This is a genomic window from Flavobacterium album (genome assembly GCF_003096035.1).
Lineage (GTDB): Bacteria > Bacteroidota > Bacteroidia > Flavobacteriales > Flavobacteriaceae > Flavobacterium > Flavobacterium album.
On the sequence record NZ_CP029186.1, the window covers coordinates 2,825,973 to 2,848,154 of the forward strand.

General features: G+C 42.3%; 28 protein-coding genes. 15 read left to right on the forward strand and 13 right to left on the reverse strand.

Annotation, left to right across the window (positions count from 1 at the left end; all coding sequences use genetic code 11):
• The first annotated feature begins 36 nt into the window (after positions 1-36).
• The 6 genes from HYN59_RS12725 to HYN59_RS12750 all read left to right on the forward strand — a co-directional run bounded on the left by HYN59_RS12725 (position 37) and on the right by HYN59_RS12750 (position 3,809).
• Positions 37-402: a hypothetical protein gene (locus tag HYN59_RS12725; RefSeq protein WP_108778617.1), complete on the forward strand. Its 366-nt coding sequence runs from the start codon at positions 37-39 to the stop codon at positions 400-402.
• 6 nt (positions 403-408) lie between these two features.
• Positions 409-852, forward strand: a complete 444-nt coding sequence (locus HYN59_RS12730) for a DinB family protein (RefSeq protein WP_108778618.1) — start codon at positions 409-411, stop codon at positions 850-852.
• A gap of 19 nt (positions 853-871) precedes the next feature.
• Positions 872-1,603, forward strand: coding sequence for a hypothetical protein (locus HYN59_RS12735; RefSeq protein WP_108778619.1), 732 nt, complete (start codon positions 872-874; stop codon positions 1,601-1,603).
• On the forward strand, positions 1,603-2,493 hold the full coding sequence (locus HYN59_RS12740) for a S66 peptidase family protein (RefSeq protein WP_108778620.1): 891 nt from the start codon (positions 1,603-1,605) through the stop codon (positions 2,491-2,493). Before HYN59_RS12735 ends, HYN59_RS12740 begins: the two co-directional genes overlap by 1 nt.
• Positions 2,490-2,966 (forward strand): DUF1905 domain-containing protein, encoded by a 477-nt coding sequence (locus tag HYN59_RS12745; RefSeq protein WP_108778621.1) that lies wholly within the window; start codon positions 2,490-2,492, stop codon positions 2,964-2,966. The genes HYN59_RS12740 and HYN59_RS12745 overlap by 4 nt, the downstream gene beginning before the upstream one ends.
• A gap of 258 nt (positions 2,967-3,224) precedes the next feature.
• Entirely contained in the window at positions 3,225-3,809 is a 585-nt protein-coding gene (locus HYN59_RS12750) for an RNA polymerase sigma factor (RefSeq protein WP_108778622.1), read from the forward strand.
• 402 nt (positions 3,810-4,211) lie between these two features.
• Here the strand turns inward: HYN59_RS12750 and HYN59_RS12755 are convergent, their stop codons facing one another.
• Positions 4,212-4,865 carry an endonuclease III domain-containing protein gene (locus HYN59_RS12755; RefSeq protein ID WP_108778623.1) on the reverse strand — a complete coding sequence of 218 codons (654 nt, stop codon included), beginning with the start codon at positions 4,863-4,865 and terminating at the stop codon, positions 4,212-4,214.
• A 33-nt stretch (positions 4,866-4,898) separates the two neighbouring features.
• Between HYN59_RS12755 and bcp the strand changes: the two genes are divergently transcribed.
• Entirely contained in the window at positions 4,899-5,351 is a 453-nt protein-coding gene (gene bcp / locus HYN59_RS12760; RefSeq protein WP_108778624.1) for a thioredoxin-dependent thiol peroxidase, read from the forward strand.
• 9 nt (positions 5,352-5,360) lie between these two features.
• Here the strand turns inward: bcp and HYN59_RS12765 are convergent, their stop codons facing one another.
• From HYN59_RS12765 to HYN59_RS12780, 4 genes are all read right to left on the reverse strand, one after another.
• Entirely contained in the window at positions 5,361-6,230 is an 870-nt protein-coding gene (locus HYN59_RS12765) for a transglutaminase domain-containing protein (RefSeq protein ID WP_181369434.1), read from the reverse strand.
• A 183-nt stretch (positions 6,231-6,413) separates the two neighbouring features.
• A complete protein-coding gene (locus HYN59_RS12770) occupies positions 6,414-7,190 on the reverse strand; it encodes a 5'-methylthioadenosine/adenosylhomocysteine nucleosidase (RefSeq protein WP_108778626.1) in 777 nt (258 codons plus the stop codon).
• A 16-nt stretch (positions 7,191-7,206) separates the two neighbouring features.
• Entirely contained in the window at positions 7,207-7,746 is a 540-nt protein-coding gene (locus HYN59_RS12775; protein WP_108778627.1) for a DUF6438 domain-containing protein, read from the reverse strand.
• 27 nt (positions 7,747-7,773) lie between these two features.
• Positions 7,774-9,267 carry a nicotinate-nucleotide adenylyltransferase gene (locus HYN59_RS12780; protein WP_108778628.1) on the reverse strand — a complete coding sequence of 498 codons (1,494 nt, stop codon included), beginning with the start codon at positions 9,265-9,267 and terminating at the stop codon, positions 7,774-7,776.
• Between the two features lie 85 nt (positions 9,268-9,352).
• Here HYN59_RS12780 and HYN59_RS12785 point away from each other — a divergent pair, with 85 nt between their 5' ends.
• The 3 genes from HYN59_RS12785 to HYN59_RS12795 are packed head-to-tail and all read left to right on the forward strand — an operon-like array spanning position 9,353 to position 11,159.
• Positions 9,353-10,117, forward strand: coding sequence for an MBL fold metallo-hydrolase (locus HYN59_RS12785; protein ID WP_108778629.1), 765 nt, complete (start codon positions 9,353-9,355; stop codon positions 10,115-10,117).
• Between the two features lie 7 nt (positions 10,118-10,124).
• On the forward strand, positions 10,125-10,625 hold the full coding sequence (locus tag HYN59_RS12790; protein ID WP_108778630.1) for a hypothetical protein: 501 nt from the start codon (positions 10,125-10,127) through the stop codon (positions 10,623-10,625).
• Between the two features lie 36 nt (positions 10,626-10,661).
• Complete coding sequence (locus tag HYN59_RS12795) at positions 10,662-11,159, forward strand: hypothetical protein (RefSeq protein ID WP_108778631.1); 498 nt, start codon at positions 10,662-10,664, stop codon at positions 11,157-11,159.
• A gap of 93 nt (positions 11,160-11,252) precedes the next feature.
• Here HYN59_RS12795 and HYN59_RS12800 read toward each other — a convergent pair whose 3' ends face one another.
• From HYN59_RS12800 to HYN59_RS12820, 5 genes are read right to left on the reverse strand one after another with little or no spacing between them, the layout of a single operon-like run.
• The gene (locus HYN59_RS12800; RefSeq protein ID WP_108778632.1) at positions 11,253-11,897 is read right to left on the reverse strand and encodes an alpha/beta hydrolase; all 645 of its coding nucleotides are present in this window, start codon (positions 11,895-11,897) and stop codon (positions 11,253-11,255) included.
• Between the two features lie 3 nt (positions 11,898-11,900).
• The gene (locus HYN59_RS12805) at positions 11,901-12,224 is read right to left on the reverse strand and encodes a DUF4870 domain-containing protein (RefSeq protein WP_108778633.1); all 324 of its coding nucleotides are present in this window, start codon (positions 12,222-12,224) and stop codon (positions 11,901-11,903) included.
• Positions 12,225-12,226: 2 nt separating this feature from the next.
• Positions 12,227-12,673, reverse strand: a complete 447-nt coding sequence (locus HYN59_RS12810) for a hypothetical protein (protein WP_108778634.1) — start codon at positions 12,671-12,673, stop codon at positions 12,227-12,229.
• Positions 12,674-12,676: 3 nt separating this feature from the next.
• Positions 12,677-13,930: a dihydroorotase gene (locus HYN59_RS12815; RefSeq protein ID WP_108778635.1), complete on the reverse strand. Its 1,254-nt coding sequence runs from the start codon at positions 13,928-13,930 to the stop codon at positions 12,677-12,679.
• A complete protein-coding gene (locus HYN59_RS12820) occupies positions 13,927-15,852 on the reverse strand; it encodes a vWA domain-containing protein (RefSeq protein ID WP_108778636.1) in 1,926 nt (641 codons plus the stop codon). Before HYN59_RS12820 ends, HYN59_RS12815 begins: the two co-directional genes overlap by 4 nt.
• Before the next feature lie 119 nt (positions 15,853-15,971).
• On the opposite strand from HYN59_RS12820, the gene HYN59_RS12825 reads away from it, so the two are divergent.
• A complete protein-coding gene (locus HYN59_RS12825) occupies positions 15,972-17,081 on the forward strand; it encodes a lactonase family protein (RefSeq protein WP_108778637.1) in 1,110 nt (369 codons plus the stop codon).
• Positions 17,082-17,115: 34 nt separating this feature from the next.
• On the opposite strand, the gene HYN59_RS12830 is transcribed toward HYN59_RS12825, so the two are convergent.
• The gene (locus tag HYN59_RS12830; RefSeq protein WP_108778638.1) at positions 17,116-18,462 is read right to left on the reverse strand and encodes a DEAD/DEAH box helicase; all 1,347 of its coding nucleotides are present in this window, start codon (positions 18,460-18,462) and stop codon (positions 17,116-17,118) included.
• Between the two features lie 265 nt (positions 18,463-18,727).
• On the opposite strand from HYN59_RS12830, the gene HYN59_RS12835 reads away from it, so the two are divergent.
• From HYN59_RS12835 to HYN59_RS12850, 4 genes are all read left to right on the forward strand, one after another.
• Positions 18,728-18,982, forward strand: coding sequence for a hypothetical protein (locus tag HYN59_RS12835; RefSeq protein WP_108778639.1), 255 nt, complete (start codon positions 18,728-18,730; stop codon positions 18,980-18,982).
• Between the two features lie 154 nt (positions 18,983-19,136).
• Complete coding sequence (locus tag HYN59_RS12840) at positions 19,137-19,400, forward strand: hypothetical protein (protein WP_108778640.1); 264 nt, start codon at positions 19,137-19,139, stop codon at positions 19,398-19,400.
• An 11-nt stretch (positions 19,401-19,411) separates the two neighbouring features.
• On the forward strand, positions 19,412-19,666 hold the full coding sequence (locus HYN59_RS12845; protein WP_108778641.1) for a hypothetical protein: 255 nt from the start codon (positions 19,412-19,414) through the stop codon (positions 19,664-19,666).
• Positions 19,632-19,904 carry a hypothetical protein gene (locus HYN59_RS12850; RefSeq protein ID WP_108778642.1) on the forward strand — a complete coding sequence of 91 codons (273 nt, stop codon included), beginning with the start codon at positions 19,632-19,634 and terminating at the stop codon, positions 19,902-19,904. Before HYN59_RS12845 ends, HYN59_RS12850 begins: the two co-directional genes overlap by 35 nt.
• 484 nt (positions 19,905-20,388) lie before the next feature.
• Here HYN59_RS12850 and HYN59_RS12860 read toward each other — a convergent pair whose 3' ends face one another.
• Positions 20,389-20,787, reverse strand: a complete 399-nt coding sequence (locus HYN59_RS12860; RefSeq protein WP_108778644.1) for a glyoxalase — start codon at positions 20,785-20,787, stop codon at positions 20,389-20,391.
• Positions 20,788-20,860: 73 nt separating this feature from the next.
• Positions 20,861-22,150 (reverse strand): OmpA family protein, encoded by a 1,290-nt coding sequence (locus tag HYN59_RS12865; protein WP_108778645.1) that lies wholly within the window; start codon positions 22,148-22,150, stop codon positions 20,861-20,863.
• Positions 22,151-22,182: the final 32 nt, after the last annotated feature.

A 22,182-nucleotide genomic window follows, 5' to 3' on the forward strand; every position in this document is an offset into this window, starting at 1 on the left:
AAGCTTCGGATTTGGGCGAATTTTTCGCGGATTTATATGAGTAATGAATTATATTTGGATATTCAAAGTTATAGCATGCAAAACATTTCTGCGGATTTCATAGCTACACTTTCTTATAAAACCACCCAAGAAGGAGGGCGAAGTACTCCTGCATCATCAGGATATCGTCCTGATATCAAGTTTTCTTTTGATGAAATGTATACCTGCGGGATGCAAACTTTTATAAATAGAGAAAAGGTATATCCGGGAGACACTGTCGATGCCTACATAAAAATTATTGCAGTCCCATACTTTGCAGGAAGATTGGAAGAAGGAATCGAATTTATATTTGTTGAAGGGCCAAACGTGATAGGCACAGGGGTTATAAAGGAAATAATAAATGAAGTACTTAAAAGACAATAGATCATTATGCCGTTAAACCGCCTCCAACATCTCATAACTACCCTCCCCGAAAAGCTCCTTGCTATCCCGGAAGTGGAATTCAGCCATAAGCCAACTTCTGATAAATGGAGCAAAAAAGAGATCATCGGCCACCTTATAGACAGTGCAACCAATAATCAACACAGATTTGTCAGGGCGCAATTTGAGGACGCACCTAAAATCACTTACCAACAGGACAACTGGGTAGCATCCAGCCGTTATAACGAAATGGAAGGCAAACATGTTATAGCTTTCTGGCAGATGTACAACCGGCACCTTATTGAGGTAGTTAAACGTATCCCGGAAGCCGATATGCAACGGGAATGCAATAACGGTGGCGAAAACAATGTAACGTTGGCCTGGCTTATTGAAGATTATATAAAGCATATGGAGCATCATTTGAAACAGATGGGAATTGAGATTAAAATATAAAGATTCCAACAATAAGACTATGAGAAAACTGTCAGTTATTCTTTTAATTGCTTCTTTAGTAAGCTGTGGCAAACCAAAAGAGAGCCTTGTTCTTTCGGTAAAGAATGAAGCGATCACTTATGTCGATTCTTCAGCTATAGTAAATTCGTATAGCTATAAAAACGACACCATACGTAATAAGGCTACTAACATAATCACCTATACTATAAGCAACCCAACTGATAAAAAATATGTATTAATTCTTAACAGGGAATATATGTATCCACATCTTTCAAATAAAGCGGTAAGGCCAGGTTCTATCGGCTACTTTATTAAAGATGCTAATGACAGTATAGTAAATTGTATTCCGGGAATTATTGATACATTTGAAGCCCCGGTTTTGGATTGCGGAGATTGCATAATTCAGGAGAGAATAAAAAATTATAATAAACTCAGCATCTCTGAAAAGTACTCTTTGCAGGCGGATGAATACTTAAGGAATTCAGTAACGATTTTCCCCGGTGAAATCAGGACTTTCAAGGCTCTGACAATGCTTCCCGTTGTTTTGGAACGCAGTGAAAATGGTGGCGGTATTTTACGGTATAAGGAATTAAAAGATGACTATACATTTGAACTGGTCTATAATTGCAGAGCCGAAGTGTTTAAAAATTCACTTCCCCAATACATCATTGAAGAGCTTAAGAATAATAATGTTGAAATTTTTGATGGAACATTGGTTTCAAATAAAGTAAGCTTACGAAAAGTACAATAATGATCACACCACCATACTTAACATCTGGCGACAAAGTCGGTATAATAAGCACTGCCAAGCGCACCGAACCCCACGAAATAGAACAGGGGATAGCCACGCTCAAAAGCTGGGGACTGGAGCCGGTAATTGGTGAAAATGCGTTTAATGAATATGGCTTCCTGGCCGGTACCGATGCTGAGCGGCTTTCCGACCTGCAGCAAATGCTTGATGATGAAAGCATAAGGGCGATTTTCTTTACGAAAGGCGGCTACGGTACGCTGCGTATCATTGACGGTATTGACTGGACAAAATTCAGGGAAAAACCAAAATGGCTGGTAGGATACAGCGACATAACGCTGTTGCATTGCCATGTACATAATTTTGGTGTCGAAACACTGCATGCCGTGATGCTTCAGGGCTATCCGAAGGCTTCATTTGATTCCGTAGAAACGATACGTAAAGCATTATTCGGCGAAAGCCTGAGCTATGAGATCCCTGTCCATCCGAAAAGCCGCTGGAATGGAGAAGCGGTAGGAGGCAAGCTTATCGGCGGCAACCTCTCGATGCTATATGCTATTGTTGGGTCAGTATCCGATATCGATATGCAGAACAAGATACTTTTTATTGAGGATATTGATGAATACCTGTACCATTACGACCGTATGCTGGTGTCGCTCAAGCGTGCAGGCAAGCTCAAAGGGCTGAAGGCAGTTATCGTCGGCCAGATGGTAGATATCAAGGAGTCTACGTTGCCGTGGGGTAAAAATGATCGCGAAATTACGCTTGAGCATTTCGACTGCCCTGTTATATTCGACTTCCCAGCGGGCCATGTAGCAGACAACAGGGCATTGGTCATGGGCAGGGAGATAAGGATGTCAGGAAGTGCAACCATTAAAATAGATTTCCTTTGAAAGATAAGCCGCTAACCGATAAAGAATACCTGCTCGAACGCTTTCCCGGAAAGGGCGGCTGGACTTTTATAGAGCTGCCTGATATCCCAAAAGATAAGGATATCCCATTTGGCGTAGTAAAAGTCAAGGGCACCATTGATGATTATAAGATAAAAGATTACACATTGATGCCACGTGGCAACGGCAGCCTCCTGATGGCGGTAAAGGCCGAGATCCGCAAGAAGATTGGAAAGCAAGAAGGTGACTACGTACATGTGGTACTCTACCGCGATGACTCTGTTTTTGAAATTCCTGAAGCATTTAGATCACGTTTAATGGAGTATCCGGGCGCGCTTGAATCTTTTAAGCGGTATAAAAAATGGGAGCAGCGTATGTGCGTCAACTGGATATATTCTGCCAAAAGGCCTGAAACAGTGAACGAACGTATTATTAAAACTATAGGCAGGGTACAGAGGCGCGAAAAGATTGTCTGATATTAACAATCATACATTTACAAAAAAATAATAATATGAGGAAAGTACAGCAGGAATGCGAGTTCTTGTAAAATATTACTACCGTTATTGTATTTTATATGTTAAAATTTCAATCTTCTGTTGTTTTTTATGATTTAATTATATTATATTTGACTTATAATTAATTCAAAATTAACATCGCCTATACAAAAAACTACTTTTTAGGAACGAAAGTTCATAGATGAACCAATCAATCAAAAACGCTAAAAAGTAAGTGCTATGGCTAATGTTGCAACCCCGGACGCTGTTCTTGTTAGTAATTATGTATGCGGAGACGAAAATGCTCTTGCTGTACTAATTAAGAGACACCAATCAAAAATTTACGGTTTTATCTACTCAAAAGTTTCCGACAGGGATATCGCTGATGATATCTTCCAGGATACTTTTATCAAGGTGATAAAAACGCTGAAATCCAATTCCTACAATGAAGAAGGTAAGTTCCTGCCATGGGTAATGCGCATTTCGCACAACCTTATTGTAGATCATTTCCGCAGGAACAAGAAAATGCCGATGCACCGTGACACTGAGGAATTCTCTATTTTCTCAATAATGACGGATAACAGTCCGAACATTGAGAACAGGATTATTACCGAACAGGTGGAGAGCGACCTGCAAAGGCTTATTGAAGAACTTCCTGACGACCAGAAAGAAGTGCTCCAGATGCGCATCTACCAGGACCTGTCTTTCAAGGAAATAGCCGACCTTACAGGCGTTAGCATCAATACTGCCCTGGGCAGGATGAGGTATGCGCTGATGAACCTTAGGAAGGTTATAGAAAAAAATAAAATTATTTTGACCAATTAGGCAATATAATGTAGCTGCTTTGCGTTGTATAGAGAAATAAGCAAATCTATATGGCAAAAATCTACTCTGAAGAAAAATTAGCAGCTCCGAAAATGTTACCAAAAAAAGAGACAATCGATTTTATACTTAACTACTCCAAAGCTTTGAAAATAGTTAAGACCGATAACGGAACGTACGAGAACATCGCTAATTAATTCGAAAAAACCTCCCGCAACTAACGGGAGGTTTTTTTATGTTTCATTTTTTGGGCGTGCCGGCTCCTCCCGATAGCAATCGGGATGCGCCGTCGCGCTCTCCGCTTTATCCCTCCGCAGGCTACGGGGATACCGCTGCGATCGCTCACGCGAGCTTCACTCGGATGGTATATGGCGCGAAAGAATAGCAAATTATAGCAGCATATTTTTAATGCTTCTTAAAATACTCTTCCAGCACTTCCTTTCGTCCAATAGTCGCGGTAATAATATCCTTCTTAATATCCCAGCCACGGGCAGGGGAGTACTGTCTTCCGTACCAGATGATCTGGAGGTGCAGGTCGTTCCATAATGCTTCAGGAAATAGTTTTTTGGCATCTTTTTCGGTCTGTACCACGTTTTTGCCATCGCTTAGTCCCCAGCGGTACATCAGCCGGTGGATATGGGTATCTACCGGAAAGGCAGGAACACCAAATGCCTGGCTCATTACCACACTGGCCGTTTTGTGGCCTACAGCAGGAAGTTCTTCGAGCGCTTCAAAACTTTGCGGCACCTTGCCGTCATGCTTGTCAATCAGGATTTGCGACAGGCCGTGTATCCCTTTTGCCTTAGCCGGCGACAGGCCCACGGGTTTAATGATCTCCCTTATCTCGTCTACAGACAGCTTTACCATATCGTACGGATTATCGGCTTTGGCGAACAGCAAGGGGGTGACCTGGTTAACACGTACATCGGTGCTCTGGGCACTCATCAGAACGGCAATCAGCAATGTATAAGGGTCTTTATGGTCGAGTGGCACTGGTATCGTAGGGTAAATTTCCCTTAGTGTATCAATAACGAATTGTGCCTTTTGTGCCTTAGTCATTTTTCTTACATTTATAAAAACAAATATACACTTATGACGACACTTACAAAAGGAGATAAAGCGCCTGATTTTTCAGGAGTTGACCAGGACGGAAACAAACATTCGCTTTCAGATTATAAAGGCAAAAAGCTGGTAGTTTTCTTTTATCCGGGTGCAAGCACGCCAACCTGTACTGTGGAAGCCTGCAACCTGCGCGACAATTTTGAGCGATTTAAAGCTTTAAATTATGAGCTTCTTGGTGTTAGCGCCGATACCCCGAAAAAACAGGGCAGCTTCCGCAACAAGTACAGCCTTCCATTCCCTCTTATTGCCGATGAGGATAAATCGGTCATTAATGCCTTTGGTGTATGGGGTCCGAAAAAGTTTATGGGAAGGTTATTTGACGGCATCCACAGGACAACGTTTGTTATTGATGAAAATGGGATAATTGAAGACGTAATTACCGATGTAAAGAGCAAGATGCATACAGAGCAGATATTGAAATAGCCTTATCTTTTAGAATTTCACGTTGAACCGCATAACACGATTATAATCGAACAGCACATCAATGTAACGGATGTTCTTGCTGTCTATTACATATTCAAATTCAATAGTGTCACCATCCCTTTTGAAAGGGATGTGATGCTCTATTTCTTCCATTTCTGTTTCTCCTGAATCCTCATCGACTATTTTGCGGTAACCGGATTTGTCTTTTATGTTGGTATTTATCTGCAAGATCTCCGGGTCTGCTTTATAGTTTATCTTGAAGTGTATGGTATCGCCAGGCTTCGCATGTAATACTCCCGATTTTGGTTCAATAATTTCCAGGTACGGTAATTGATCGCCCTTTATATACGCATTATCCCTATAACGTTCCTTTGTGTAGTCCGAATCATTGAGGTATATTTCCTCTGATGGGAAATGGTTACGGTATAACTTATCCGCAGGAATCAGCCAATAATAATCATTAAACCTTTTGTGGAAATTTTCAAGCTTTCCTTTTTCATCGTGTGTGCAGTATCCCGATCCCCACGTAACATCAAAATAGTAAAAATGCCCATCAACAAGTATGGCATTCCAGGCATGATCATGTTTCCCCATTTTTCCTACCTGCCCGGGTTCCTGCTTTGTGTACCCCGAAACTACCGAACTTTGTATTCCCGCATTGTTGCATAAACGTTTGAATAAACGGGCATACCCTTCACAAACAGCCTTTTTGTCTTTAATTACTTTATGTAAAAAATTGTCTTCCCATTTTTTATATATGGTGCCACAATCTTTGCCATTTTTACATTTTGGGAATTCTGTTTTTTTATTACGGTTGACAAATTTATAATCATACGCAACATTATCAGCTATCCATACAAATGGCCCTGACTTTATCAAGGTCGGAATTATAGTTTTTTGTCAGTTCAGAAGAAAGAACCTCAAGGTTGTTTTTGTATTTAACCGTTTTGGCGTAAGAATCTATAGCCGTTTATTTATTGTAGGGAGGATGTGATACAATATCATTTTGCGAATAAGCATAACAGCAAATAACCAAAAATACAGGCAGGAAGAATTTTAATTTTAGCATATACCGCTATGATTTGCAAGCAAATGCTCTATGACCAACACTGAATACTGACTCGAAACTTTTTGAATGAACTTCGGAAAATCAACGTGCGATTTTTCATCGGCAGTATCGGATATCGTCCTGATAACGGTAAACGGTATTTTATGCTCATAGCATACCTGTGCCACAGCAGCGCCTTCCATTTCAACACAAAGCACAGTGGGCAACGCTTCATTCAGCTCCTGTTTTTGCAAATCCGACGAAAAGAACTGGTCACCGCTGGCAATATCGCCAATATGGAGGTTAGGAGTGTTTATACCGAATTCATCAAGAACATTTTTGCCAATTGTATCGTGCAGGATACCGTTAGTTATTAACGGAGTGACCGCATGCCTGGCACGATCGAGTTGTCCTTCGCCACATTCCAGGTGCGTAAGGCCAAGCAGCGGGATCTCAAACCGGCTCATCAGCGGGCGTGCATCCAGGTCATGCTGTATGAGCTTTTTTGCAATGATGATATCGCCAATTTTCAGGGTAGGGTCTATGGCTCCGGCAACCCCGGTAAAAATAAGTTCGGTAATTTTATAGATGTGGATGAGCGTCGCAGCAGTAGCCGATGCTGCTACTTTGCCCCAGCGTGAAAAAACCACGACTGTCCTGATGCCGTTAATGGTTCCTGAAGTATAGCTGCGCATCCCGATAATGGCACGTTGCGGATTTTCCAATAGGGAAATCACACCATCTATCTCTTCGGGCATGGCACCCATAATGCCTATTATACGTTCGCTCATATCGTTAACGTAGAAATTATTTTAAGCCATTTTGTTCTTGAAGTCTGCCAGGGATTTCAACCGGCCCATAGAGCGAACTAAGGATATTAAAATCAAAACCATTCATTGAAGTTGTGGGTTCCAGTTTGACTTTTTCAGGGGTTTTACCTATAAATGAAACTACTGCCTCAAGGCCTTCCGGCAGCATGGACGATTGCGACCTGATATATTTCATCTTGTTGTCATGGAATATCTTCAATGCTGTTGCTTCGTCATCGACAGAGCCAATATAAGAACTGTCGAGTTCCCTGAAGCGTATTTTTTCAAATTTAATATTGATGGAATCCCAGAGTCCGCGACTTATTTTAGCAGTATATAATCCTTCGTAGCCTGTATTGTGGACACCTTCATAATAGCAGGTAAGAGAGCTGTCTATCGTGATCACTTCTACTGGGCATGTTCCGTAACAGCCACCTCTTGCCAATACAATTTTGGTTATAGCATTATGCCTGGCAGTGTCTTTGCAACCCGATAGCAGTAACACTGAAAATATAAGCAGGTAAAATTTAGAACTCATGAAAAAAATATTGACCTGTTACAATATCTATGACTGGCTCGCTTCTTCAGGCTTTGTTTCCTCAGTTACAAGTTTTTTCGGGTCATACCCAAAAAGATGGTTCTCCTTAATGATCTCTGCTATACCGGCTGGCAGCATACTTTCCCAGCCTGTCTTGCCTTTGCTTATCATCTTGAGCACTTCGCGCGAGAATATGCTCAGGTGGTCTTCTTGTACATCGGTAATATCTACCACCTTGCCATTGAATTTGAAGAACTTGTAGAGCTCTTTCATTCGCGGATGTACTTTCAGGTTTTCAGAGTCGATAATGTTGCCTTCTTCATCTTTCATTGGATATAAGAAAACTTTAAGGTCACGGTAAAAAAGCTTACCAAACGCTTCCAGTATGCCTCCGCTAAGGTGGCGGTAGTACTTTTCATCAAAAATATCCACAAGGTTACTTACGCCCATAGCCAGTCCCATACGGGCTTTGGTGTACGCCGAAAAATATTCTACTACCTTATAGTATTCCTGGAAGTTGGATATCATAACCGTTTGTCCCAGAGAGCATAAAAGTTCGGCTCTGTCCATAAAGTCGCGTTCGTCAATCTCGCCTTCAGAGCGCAGGTTGGAAAGTGTAATTTCAAAAACCACAAGGGCTTTGTCTTTGTCAACTTTATTTTCTTCAAGGAACATCTTATATGATTTCTCATACATGTCCATGTTCACTTTGGTTACCGGCCTGAAGCTTCCCCTTAAGGCAAGGATGTTCTTTTTGTAAAGCACTGCCGCGGGAAGCACGTTGTGGCCCTGTGGGTCGAACATTACAGCATCAGTCATGCCGTTTTTTACCAGTTGGAGGCTCATCAGCCTGTTGTCTACATCGGCAAAGCGCGGCCCGGAAAAGTTGATGGTGTCAATTTCGAGCTGGTCTTTATCCAGGTTATCATACAGGTAACGCAGGAGTTTTTTTGGCTCGTTATATTTATAGAATGCACCGTAAATTAAGTTGACACCCAGTATACCAAGGGTTTCCTGCTGCAGGCGCGCATCATTCTCTTTAAAGCGTATATGCAGTATAATTTCGTTATAATCTTCATCGGGCTCCACCTGATATTTGATGCCTACCCATCCGTGGCCCTTAAACTGCTTCGCGAAATCTATTGTAGCAACGGTATTAGCATAGCTGAAAAACACTTTGCTCGGATGTTTGTCACGCTTTAGGCGCTGCTCTATGATCCTCACTTCGTGGGCCAGCATTTTCTTAAGGCGGCTTTCGGTAACATAGCGCCCGTCTTCTTCCACGCCATATATGGCATCGCTGAAATCTTTGTCATAGGCCGACATCGCTTTGGCTATAGTGCCCGATGAGCCGCCCGACCTGAAGAAATGCCGCACAGTTTCCTGGCCAGCGCCGATCTCTGAAAAAGTACCGTAAATATTCTCATTAAGATTGATGCGGAGCGCCTTATCTTTTACCGAAGGGATATGCTCAATTATCCTGTCGCCTTTTAGTGTAATATCGGCATCTGTTAATTTCATAGCGGGGAATGATATATTGCAAAGTTAGCAAAACAAAGGCTTTTTTAAAACAAATAATGCTATTTTTGTAAAAAAATAACCTGTTTTGAAAGTATGGTTTTTAGGTACGGGAACCTCTCAGGGAATACCGGTCATCGGTTGTGATGACGCGGTATGCCGCAGCACAGATATGCGCGACAAACGCCTTCGCGTATCGGTGTGGGTGCATTGGGATAATTATTCCTATATCATCGACTGCGGGCCCGATTTCCGCCAGCAGATGCTTGCCTCACAGTGTCCTAAGGTCGACGGCATCCTCTACACGCATGAGCATTCCGACCATACGGCCGGGCTGGATGATATACGGCCTTTCTTTTTTAAGCAGGGTGATATCCCTGTCTATGTCCATGAGCGGGTACTAAAAAACCTTCATAAACGTTTTGACTATATATTTACCCAGGAGGACAAATATCCGGGTGCGCCGTCGGTCACCGTTAACGAGGTAAAGGCCGGGCATGCTTTCCCTTTGGGAGATAAGATAGCTGACCCCATCAGTATAAAGCATGGCGACCTTGATGTTTTCGGCTACAGGATAGGCGATTTTGCTTACCTAACCGATATAAAATACATTGCGCCCGAAGAGGCCGAAAAACTGAAAGAGCTCAAAGTACTCGTAGTAAGCGCCCTGCGCCACGAGCCGCACGATACGCACTACAATCTTGAGGAAGCACTTGCCCTGGTGAGCGTGCTGAAGCCTGAACGTGCCTACCTTACGCATATCAGCCATCATATGGGTTTACATGCCGAGGTTGAAAAGATGCTGCCCGCTAATGTGTTTTTAGCTTATGATAATTTAGAAATAACCATTTAACACTATCATGAAAAAGAATATTTTTTTGTACCTGTTCATTTTTGCATTGCTCATCAATGTGTTTACCTACATGTATTTTACCAACAAGCAAAAGTTTGAAGACGGCAGGTTTGAGAAACAGGAGGCGGTAAATAAGTCGCTGAAAGATAGCCTTGAGGCAGAAAAAAATAAAGCGGGCGATGCAGGTTATTTTTCGCTGATGACCAATGATAATGCTATTGACTATTTTGAAGGCCAGGATCTTTCTACGCTTGAAAACAGGATTAAAGACGGCATTATGGAGATGAATACCAGGCCCGGTGGCAATCCGCTTGTAGGCTATGACTCTGTTGACGGGCAGAACTGGATGGTGAATAAAGTACAGGTGCTTAACCACAGGTGGATCATTGCTGATTTTAATAACGGCAAGGCATGGGGCGAAGTGCTTATAAAATATTTTGCAGAGCCGGACGGTACTTTCAAATACGAAACTATCGAAACACTGCTGTATGCCGATACAGTAAAATAAATTTTTTCGTACTTTAGTCTCCCTTATTTTTATCCGATGAAAAAATTGCTTTTAATTTCCGTACTTGTATTTTCCTTTTCGTCCTGCGACTTTGTGTTAAAAGACCGCAGCGATGATAAAACCGAAGTGAAGACTGATGGAAAGGTAGAGCTGGGCACTGTTACGGACGAAAAAGGCTGCGTTACCTCTGCGGGCTATAAATGGTCTGAGCTTCGCAACCAGTGCGTCAGGCCCTTTGAGGAAGGCTACCGGCTTAATTCTATAGACGAGCTGCAGGGCGAAAGCATTGCCAAAAGCGCATTCGTTATCTTTGAAGATGATGGCGACAGGGCAGAACTTTTCCTGCCGGATTCGTCAAAATCCATTATGCTTAAAAAGGGGAAAGCCGATGCGTATACTAACGGCCCGTGGAAACTGCATTTAAAGAAAGGTTATAAGCTGCAAAAAGGTTCAGAGCTTCTGTTTGCCGGCGCCGAAATACAGGAAAACCAGATAACCGGTGACGAAAAGCCGGAACCCGGACAGGAACCTTAATAAGACCTCTAATCTCAAGAGTGGGTATCCTACTCAAATCCTATATAGAAATTTTATCAAGTTTCATAACAGTGAGAAACTGCGACTGAAAACTTATTTATTCAGCCACGCAAGCACGTCATAAAAATTCTGCGGTGCTACGCCATGTCCTACAGGGTACTCATGGTATTCTTCTTTTATGCCTAATGCCTTAAGGAATTCAGGGGCTTTGCGTGCCCATTCCACAGGGATCACCTGGTCTGCCATCCCGTGCGATATAAAGAAACGCAGCTTTGAGATATCTTTATCATGAAAATCCTTTTCGATAATATCGGTATTCAGGTAGCCGCTCAGTGCTGCCACACGCTCTATCTTTTCAGGATAAGTGAGTGCTACAGCATAGCTTAGTATCGCTCCTTGGCTAAAGCCTATCAACGTAATCCTTTCTTTATCTACAGGATAAGCAGCCGTTACTTCATCAATAAATTTAGCTATTAGGTCGCGAGAGCTTTTTGCCTGCACTTCATCGGAAAACTTATTCATACCCGCATCAAAATTGATGGCATACCATGCGTGGCCGTAAGGCGGCAGGTTGTAAGGCGCGCGTGCCGAGATGATAAAATACTCATCAGGTAATTGGGCTGCAAACGAAAACAGGTCTTCCTCATTGCTTCCATAGCCATGGAGCAACAGCAATAACGGGTTCTTTTCCTGTTTTACTTTCGGCTCCCTGACAAGGTGGTATAAAGATAAATTCATTAATTACACAGTTTTGAATAGTTTCTGGAATAGCGGCCCCAGTATTGGTATAATACCGTATTGGCCCTGTAGTGCGCTTACAAACCCAAACGCCCATAGGACAAAAAAGAATATGTAGAAAGCCATTGTAACTGTCCAATTGTCGAAAGATCCAACCGGGTAGCCTAAGGCAAAGAAAGTAAGTTCTATGCCCAGCGCCTGCCGGATATGGAAAGATGCAAAAGGATTCTTTTTTTCGCTGTTCTGTATCATGGCGATAATAGCCCCGATGATGGTAAGATAGCTTATAATGGCATTTGTCCTGCCTTGTTCTGTTGTATGGTCCATTTTTAATATATGCTTATAGTACTTTTAGGTTCAATGTCGGTTCGGCTGTCGAAAACAACATCCTTGTAGCCGGTTGCGGCATCGGCAGCAAGTGTAGTGCGGCCTGTCTCAACACCTTCTTTGTCTGATACCTTGAAGTTGATAGCGCCCTTGTAGTTTTTATCATTAATAAGGTAAATAACCAGCTTGTTGTGCTTTTTGGTAACAGTATCTTTTTCAATGTAGAATTTCCCGGTGCCAATTCCTTTATTTTTCAGGTCTTCCGACAGCTCAAGCTTGCAGCCCCTGCTGTCCTCAAAATGTGCCGATACTTCGTCAACCACCTTGTCAGCAGTCTTTTCTACGGCTTTTCCACCCTCATTTATAACATCCCGTGCTTTATCTTCAGTCTCTTTTTTACAGGCTATCGCCAATGAAAGCGCAATGCCCAATACCAGTGCCTTTTTCATGTTTTAACCGTTTAAAATTAATTTTCCGTTATTATATACGCCATATGCTTTCCCCTTCATCGGCTGACCGAGGAAAGCGGAATTTTTCGATTTGGAAAGGATGTCCCTTTTGGCGAATGCCCATTCTACAGACGGATCGAACAGTGTGAACCCGGCTTTAGAGCCCTCAGCAATATCGTGGTTGCCAAACCCGAATATCGTTTTACCTGCCGTGAATTTGTCAATTATGACCTCCAGCGGCAATACTGTCATTAAAGCGCCAAAGGCGCTTTCCAGTCCGATAGTGCCATCTTTGGCAAGATCGAATTCAAGCTTTTTATTTTCTATGTCGATAGGGTTGTGGTCGGAAGTGATCACGTCGATCGTGCCATCCAGCACCCCATCAATAAGTATCTTTCTTTCGGCATCTGTCCGGAGTGGGGGAGCTACCTTATAGCGGGTATCAAAGTCGCCCAGCACTTCGTCTGTCAATACCAGGTGGTGTACGGATACACTGCAAGTCACATTCAGCCCTTTAGCTTTAGCTTCCCGTATCATTTGTACCGATTTCCCTGTAGATATAGTCGGGATGTGTATTTTGCCGCCGGTATATTCCAAAAGGAATAAGTTGCGCGCTATCTGCAGCTCTTCTGCAAGTGCCGGTATGCCTTTCAGGCCTAATCGTGTGCTCACGATCCCCTCATGCACCACGCCTTTGCCTTTTATCTTGTCATCCTGTGCGTAGGCAATTATCAGCCCGTTAAAGTCCTGGACATATTGTAAGGCTATCTTTAGGATATTGGCATCCGAAATAGCTTTGTTATAATCCCCAAATGCCACAGCGCCCGCATTTTTCATATCGAACAGTTCGGCCATATCCTTGCCTTCACTTCCTTTTGTCAGTGCGCCAATAGGGTGGATGGTTGTGGCATGCCCTGACGCTTTGTTTATAAGGAAGCTAATGTCGCCCTGCCTTTCCGCTATCGGGTTATTATTCGGTTGAAGGGCAATATCGGTAAAGCCGCTTTTTGCGGCAACAGTAAGGCCGTTTGCAAGTGTTTCGCGGTCTTCATAGCCCGGTTCGCCAAGGCTTACCGAACTGTCGAACCATCCTTTGGAGATATGCAGGTTATCCACTTCCACGGTTTCAAAGCCTTCTAAGGTTATATTATTGCCTATTTGTTTGATAATGCCGCCTTCCACCGCGATGTCAACTGCCTGCTTGTGGAAAGGGCTGTTTTTATCAATGATGGTAGCGTTTTTGAATATCAGGTTCATTTTACAAATTTTTGTATCAAAAGTTCAAGTAACAGGGATATGAGTGTGCCTACGACAAACCATTTCCATAGTTCGCTGGCCGTGCGTTCCGATTTGATGTCGCTATATACAGTGCCTACCGATTCAGTTTCGGTAAAGCCCTTCAGCACCGACTTGTTTTGAAGGCTAAGGTTGCTTTCGGTACGTGCATGGTTAAAGCTGATGTTTTTCAGCACCTCATTGCCTTTCGTTATAGAATAATTCCCGGCCATTTCCGGGTAATCTCCAAAAGATAATTTTACCTTATTATTCAGCACCTGCTGCATCGGGATAAAGTCAGCATACGCATTACGCACAGTCAGCACTTCGTCTTTAGAAAGCGCTGCATCTAACAACAGGCTTTGGTTCTCGCCGATGGTGATGGCGCTAATACCCGTCTTGCCGTTATTCTGTGCCATGTTGTAGAATGTCGGCACGATAAGCGGCGAGTTCTGGAAGTTGCTGTTCACTTTATTGATCGGGGCCGAGAACACATATACATTGCCCAGCCTGTTGCTCATTGAAGCCAGGAATGGTGTCTGGTCATCATACGTCAGTACCGGTAGCGCATTGCCTGAAAGTGTAAAGCCGGACTTCACATTCGGGTACTGGAAGTTATCGGTTTTCTTTTCGAATACTGTCTGGTAGAGCGGGTGGTTGAAGGATATCTTAGTTATCTGCCTTGCATTTTGCGTTAAAGGCTTGTATACGCTTCCGCCAAAGCTTCCCAGCAATGCATTCAGGTTTTGCAGGCTGCCTTCCCCGGACGGGATAATGATGATGTTGCCGCCTTTAGCATAAAAATCTTTCAATGTTGTAATAAGCGATTGCGGGATTTCCTTAAGCTCGTTTACGATAATGGCATCCTGCTTTTCCAGGCTGTTGTAGTCCAGGCCGCTTAGCTCAGATGCTGTAAAATTGAAATCGTCATCGGTATATATGCGTGCCAGGAAACTATTTTTGGCTGTCTCACCAATTGCAATTACATTCGATTTTTCAGGTTTCGATATGCTGAAATAATATGTGTTATCATACGCAAGGCTGTTATCGTTAACCGAAACATAGCCATGGAAATCTTTCTTAGGGATGGTAAATGCAGCCGACTTCTTGTCGTTGTCAAATTTTACAATAGTCTTGGCGGTCAGGTTTTTTCCGTTATACAATGCGACAGGTACTTCATCCTCAAATTTGCCATAAGCGCGCATATCCACTTTCACCTCATAAAAGTTATCCATAGCCTGCGATATGTACACGCTGTCGATGCTGATGTTGTTGGTGTTCTCGGTTTCGGGCAATACCGCATATAGCGGGCTTCCGGTAAATTTGCTTACATCCTTGAAGTCGAGGTTCACGGCATCGGTTATCATAACGATATCTTTGCCGGTATTAGGTTTTTTCGCCTGTGCTTTGGTCAGGAGAAAATCAGGACGGAAAGGCACATCGCTATAATTTAGGTTTTGCAGTTCTTTCCGTATAGATTTTATATCGGTGTCCCACCAGGTATTGGTATTTGTTATCAGTGAAAATTGCTGGTTTTCAGGAGTGTTTTCAAGGAGGTCCTGTACAGCACGTTTAAGCAGTTCACCCTTGCTGCCTTTGGCCTGCATAGAAAAGGAATTGTCCAGCAATATCACCATTTCGTTGCCTTTATTATCATCGCCTTTAGCCTTGAAGAAAGGCTGCGCGAAAGCAATGATAAGGCAGGCGAGGAGCAGCAGCCTGACACAAAGCAGCAGCCATTTTTTTATTTTGGAGCTTTTGCGGGTCTGCATGCTGAGTTCCTTAAGGAACCGCACGTTGGTAAAATATTCTTTCCGGAAACGGCGCAATTGAAATAAATGGACCAGTATAGGAATTGCCAGCAGGAAAAGGAAGTAGAGGATTTCCGGGTGTTTGAACTGCATTCGTTTATAGGGTTTGTCAAAAATACAAATTTTTATCATAAACCCTAACGCAAATACCACCGTTAAATTTTTGCTTGCCGTTTTTAATATCTTATTTTTGTTTAACGATCAATATACACATGATGAGATTAGCCGGACTATTTATTTTTTTAGCAACAATTGCCATGAATGCACAGGATAATTACAACCTTGTTATAGGTACATATACCAACGAATGTGACAGCAAAGGCATTTATGTATACGACTTCAATGCGGCAACGGCACAGTTTAAATTAAAAAATAATACCGATAAGGTGTCTAATCCAAGTTATCTCACTGTGTCTCCTGATAAAAAATTCATATACAGTGTTAACGAAGATGGCGATAAGAGCACTGTGAGCGCTTTTAAATATGGTGTTAGTAATGGATCATTGGGCTTTCTCAATAAAAAAGACTCAAAAGGCGCCGATCCCTGCTACATCATTAATGATGAAAAAAATGTAATTGTTGCCAACTACTCAGGTGGTACGATAACTGTTCTCGGCAAAAAAGCAGATGGATCGCTTGGCGATATAAAACAGGTAGTTAACCACAGCGGGAGCAGCGTTAACAAGGAACGCCAGGAAAAAGCACATCCGCACATGGTTTATTTTTCACCCGACAGGAAATATGTATTCTCCAATGACCTTGGGACAGACAAGATATACATCTATACTTACAATCCTGATGGAGGCGATAAGACACTTGTATTAAAAGAAACTACTCCTACTGTTGCAGGCAGTGGGCCAAGGCACCTTGTCTTCAACCCAAATGGCATTTTCTTTTATGTGCTCCACGAACTCAACGGGACTATAGTATCATATAGCTATGATAAAGGCGTTGCAGGCAGGTTGCAGGAAATAAGCCTCGTGCCGGAAGGCTTCAATGGTGTTAACGGCGGCGCCGATATCCATTTCTCTAATGATGGTAAATTCCTGTATGCTACCAACAGGGGAGATGCCAATACTATATCAGTATTCAGGGTTCATGCCAACGGTATGCTTAATATGGTTCAGCAGATAAGCACACAGGGCGTTTCGCCGCGTAATTTTGTTATCGACCCGAAAGATAATTTCCTGTTGGTGGCCAATCAGAAAAGCAATAACATCGTAATCTTCAAAAGGGATAAAACTACAGGGATGCTTGAGGATACTACAAAAAGGATTGAGGTATGCGCACCGGTTTGCCTGGTATTTACAACAAATAAATAACTTTCTGATTACTCCGGTGTGACGGTACACTATTCTATTTTCCTTTTTTCTTCTTTGCGGCTCTTTTAGCTTCAACAGCACGGTTGCGCGGAGCGGTTTTGCGGGGCTTTGTCTTACCCGGCCCGCCAAGGTTTACCTTTTTATTCTTTTCTTTCTTTTCGTGGAAAGCTTCTCCGCCTTCCGGTTTCTTCGTCCTGAATAGCTGCTTAACTTTTACCCTGTCCTTTTCGAACTCAAGCCTGCGCTCTTCAATTTTTACGCTTACGGGAATAGGAAGCGATTCAAGCTCTTTTTCCATGAGTACTTCAGCCTGCACCTGGATGTCCTCTTCTTTTGGGCCGATAAAGCTTATGGCAACGCCTTCCTTGTCGGCACGGCCGGTACGCCCGATACGGTGAATGTATTGCTCGGCCACTTCAGGGAACTCCATATTAATTACGTGCGTAATATCCGAAATGTCAAGCCCCCGGGCCATAACATCGGTAGTAACGATACCCCTCAGTTCACCCTGCTGGAACGAAGCCATGGTGTTGAGCCTGTAATTCTGTGATTTATTGGAGTGGATCACACCGAACTGCCCTGGATATTCCTCTTCAAGTGCATCGACAACAAGGTCGGCTGTCTTTTTATTATTAACGAATACCAATATGCGGCTAAGGCTTTCGTCTTCCAGGAGGAACTTTAGTAAATTTATCTTCGTGAGGAAGTTAGGGACACTGTATGCCTGCTGGGTTATCTTTTCCAACGGCGTGCCTGATGGTGCCAGCGATACTTCTTCAGGGAAGTCGAAAAAATCGTTTAGCATCTCGTCTACATCATCGGTCATGGTAGCAGAGAAAAGTATGTTTTGCCTTTTCTGCTTCATCATTGATAGTATTGACGTTATCTGGAAACGAAAACCGAGGTTCAGTATCTCATCAAATTCATCTATCACCAACTTTTGCACTTCATCAAAGCGCAGTACATTATCCAGCGCCAGGTCCATCATTCTTCCGGGTGTACCTACCAGCACATCTACACCTTCGTAAACACGTGTTTTTTGCGTATTGATGTTTACGCCGCCATATACGCCAAGTGCGCGCACCGACATATATTTCGTTAGTTTCTCTACCTCTTCAACTACCTGTACCACAAGTTCCCGGGTCGGTACAACGATAACCACCCGCGGCACATCGGTTTTTGCAAATTTCCATTGTTTGAGAATCGGCAGCAGGTAGGCAAAGGTCTTACCTGTACCGGTTTGCGCAATGCCCATCATATCGCGCCCCGACATTATTACCGGCATGGCCCGCTCCTGTATCGGGGTAGGTGAAGTAAAGCCAAGCTCATCAATAGCTTTTTGCAGTGCTTTAGGAAGGTCGAGGTCGTTGAATGTGGCCATGTACTATATTTTCCGGCAAAGATAGGCATTTATAATTTAGCCAATGAATTCCCAATTTCAAACAAAGCTGATGACACGATCGTTCAAATTTACGCTGATTTCCAATCCCATTATTTTAAGAGTGTAAAAAGATGCCAAATTTGCCGGGTCCTGTATCATCTGTAGCGTAAAAAACTGTAGCAGATTTTCCATTTTTTAAATTAACATAACCTTTTCAATAATTCATTTTGGCTGTAGTATTTTAGCTATATAAAAATTAAAAGCCATGGCCGAATTTGTAGTAATAGGTAATGAAATTTCAATAGCTGCTATCAGGAGCTTTCTCTTTGCTAAGAAAATTGATAAAGGCGATTCGCTTGTGCTTAACCCTATGGATTACGAGAATATCTTAGAGGAGATCAAAAATTCCGAAGAGCCGATTGACATCCCATTAAATGTCCTGGGTGTCAGGATCCTTAAAGATACTTCGGGCGAAGTGCCCAATGGCAAGGTCCAGATCGTAGAGGACGACAAGATGTAGATAACTAAATGTAAATGTTTTTTATAAAGAAAGCTTCGGAGTAGTGCACGGAGCTTTTTTGTTATACAAATGTCCGCGCCAAAGTTTAGGCTTTATTTAAGAACACTATTAAATTATAAATGCTAATTTGTATCAATCTTTTAAACACAGCACCATGACAGATAATTTCAAAACCATAGCAGATGCTTTCCAAAATGCGGGGGTTGACGTGCATACGGCAGAATACAGCATTACTGCCTATTCATTAAATACTAGCCTGAGCTTTAAATTTAGTAACCTGGAAGAATTCCTTTCTTTTCTGGGGCCTACAGCAGGTGCGGGAACCGAAAAGATAAACGCCATGCTTATTGAAGCTGGGGTCGACCCGGGTAGCTTTTTTTATGTGAATTTTTATAAACCAAAAGTTGCAGAACTGTAAATTACTCCCCAATGGACTTAGGTTACCTGAAAATAAAGATCGATATTAAAGCAGAGCACGACGAGCTCAGTAAGCGCTATGGCTATAAGAGGAAGGAATTAAAGAAAGAGGAGATCAAAAAGATATTTGAGGGCTTTAAGGATTTCTTCAGGAACGATGGACATTTTAAATTCAAGGAGAATGAGCATAGCATCACGGCCGAATACAAAGATCATGGCATAAAACTGGATATTGATATTTATAAAAATATCGATAGCGCTGATTAATATTACCGGAACAATAAAGACATACGAAAAGGATACTTTTGAATTTGTATCCGAAGGGATATGTAATAAGGATATGGCACTGCAGCCACCCGATATTGATGCATATGACAAAATGGTGCTGGAAAGCAAATTCTATAAAGATTTCCTCGATGGTGAGGTGGATTATTTCTTCAGGTACAAGATTACGGGAAGGGAAGAGGTTTATGACTCAATACAGGCAATGCTTACAGGGTTATAAACAACCTGCTGTTGATACTTCGTCGCTACTGCGTTTAAAAACAACTTAAAAAATAGTATTTTTGCGATGGTTATGAACTGATTTTGCCGCTGCAACTACATAGTTTTGCAGTGCGAATTAGTTTTTTATAATAATTTAAAGCGTCCCCTTTTTGCTGAAAAACTACTTGTTATCCTCTATCTAAAGTAAAAGGAGATGAAATTATTTTCGCTTATATTATCTGTTACAGTATTTTTTATTTCACTGTATTTCTTTGTCATGGAACTGCCAATACGGGCAGGCTTCAATGATATTATTTATGTAATGCTGCTCGTTATATTAATGGCAATATGTATTGTCGGGATTATAATCAACTGGGGGCTGCTTTACAAGCGGGCCCGAAAAAACAGGTCTTTACTTTTTATAGCAAATACATTCTCCAAAAAAAATAAATAAACTCCGGACCTGCCGGAGTTTTTATTAGCGAGCCTAACAGAAGCTATCTTTATGCCGGCTTTGCCAGCAGCTGTACCTGGTCTTTCAGGCGTTCTATCACGAGGTTCATCATGCGTTTGTTCAGGTTTGACGAGTTAAGGATATATTCCCTAAACTCTTCAATGGTAAACATCGCCATTACCATCCCTTTTAGCGCATTGCGGAACTTGATATCCTTATGCACAGCATTGTCTATAAAATGCATTTTCTTTTCGGTTGAAAGCGAATAAAAATCACTTTTAGACTTATTTACATAATTAATGAATGACTCAATAAAAATGTCGTTCTGGAGCTTCAGTATAGGCCTTAGCGTTTTGTTTTGGAAAATCTCTTCTTTGCCGGACTGGGGGAGTATTTCGCCAATTGCTTCTCCACGGAGGGCCAATAGCCCCGTATCGCGATTGTTCATCTTGTTTTCTTTTAAAGATAAAAAAAATCCCCCGCTTGTGGCAGGGGATCTTACTATAGTTATTAACTAAATACTATTTCAGTATGAAAGTAACCCTTCTTACAACTGTACGTACAGTCCTTGAGTCATTTCCAAGGCTTTGCTCGCCATTTGCTACGATATTAAGGTTAGCCGGGTTAACACCTGCATCAACCAATATCTTCTTAACATTTTCAGCCCTTCTCCTTGAAAGATCCTTATTGTATGCAGAAGAACCTACTTCATCAGCATATCCTATTACATCAGCAGATTTGCCAGGGTTTTGTTTCAGGTAAGTGATAAGGAAGTTAATGCCGTCTACAGATTGTGCATTAGGCTTATCTTTAGCAGTGTCGAAGTACACATTTACATAGCCTGAATTTATAAGCTTCTCAAGACCTACACCTTGCTGTGCAATTTTCTCATCGATTTTCCTGCTAGTATCCCTGTCTTTTTGCTCAAGGTAAGTCTCAAGCTCATCAGGCACACCATTATTATTCCTGTCTATAGTCCTTCCTTTACTGTCAACAGCTACACCTGTAATAGTGTTTGGTTCGCTGTCAAGGTAGTCTGGCACACCGTCTTTATCAGAGTCGTTCATCATTGTTTCAAGCTCGCTTAGGCGGTTTTCAAGATCCTGAAGTTTGTCTGCATTTGGCTCAGCAACAAACCAGTCAGCATGCTGCCTTCCGCTTTTGCCAAGGTAAACAGACAGACCGATAGTAGCATTATATAGTGTACTGTCAAAGCCCTGGTAAGTGCGCTGATAAGGGCCACCATCCCACGTTTTGTGCTGTGAGAAGTTGTTTATCATTGTAAAATCGGCATTAAGCGAAACCCTGTTAGAAATCCTGAACTGCCCAGTAAGACCGATTAAGAAGTTTCCTAAGTGGTCTTGCCCGTCAAAACCACCATCTTCGCGCTCCTGGTTTGTCAGCTGTGAAACACCAACACCCATGTGGCCTAATAAATTAAGTCTTTTTGTCCATGTTTCAAACTCCATGATACGCCCAAGATTTGCATACCCCTGAAGATTAATACCAATCACTGTTGATTTGAAAGTACGGCTACCGGAACCATCATCATTTAATACATCATACCCTCCGGCCAGTTTTAGACCAAACTTGGTATTAAACATATACCTGAATCCTAAATCAGCGTGGAACAGGTTAGTTACATTCATATGGTAACCTTCAGTCATTGGGTTACCTGCCTTATTTGTACCGAAATTACCATCAATTGACCATTTGTTGTAGTCATTGCTGGTAGTAGTTTCTGCATCCTGAGCCTTAAGCGCGGCAGAGGAAAGGCAAAGCATTAATAATGGGAGTACAACTTTCTTCATAATAATTGTTTATTGTTTATCAGTATTGTCAT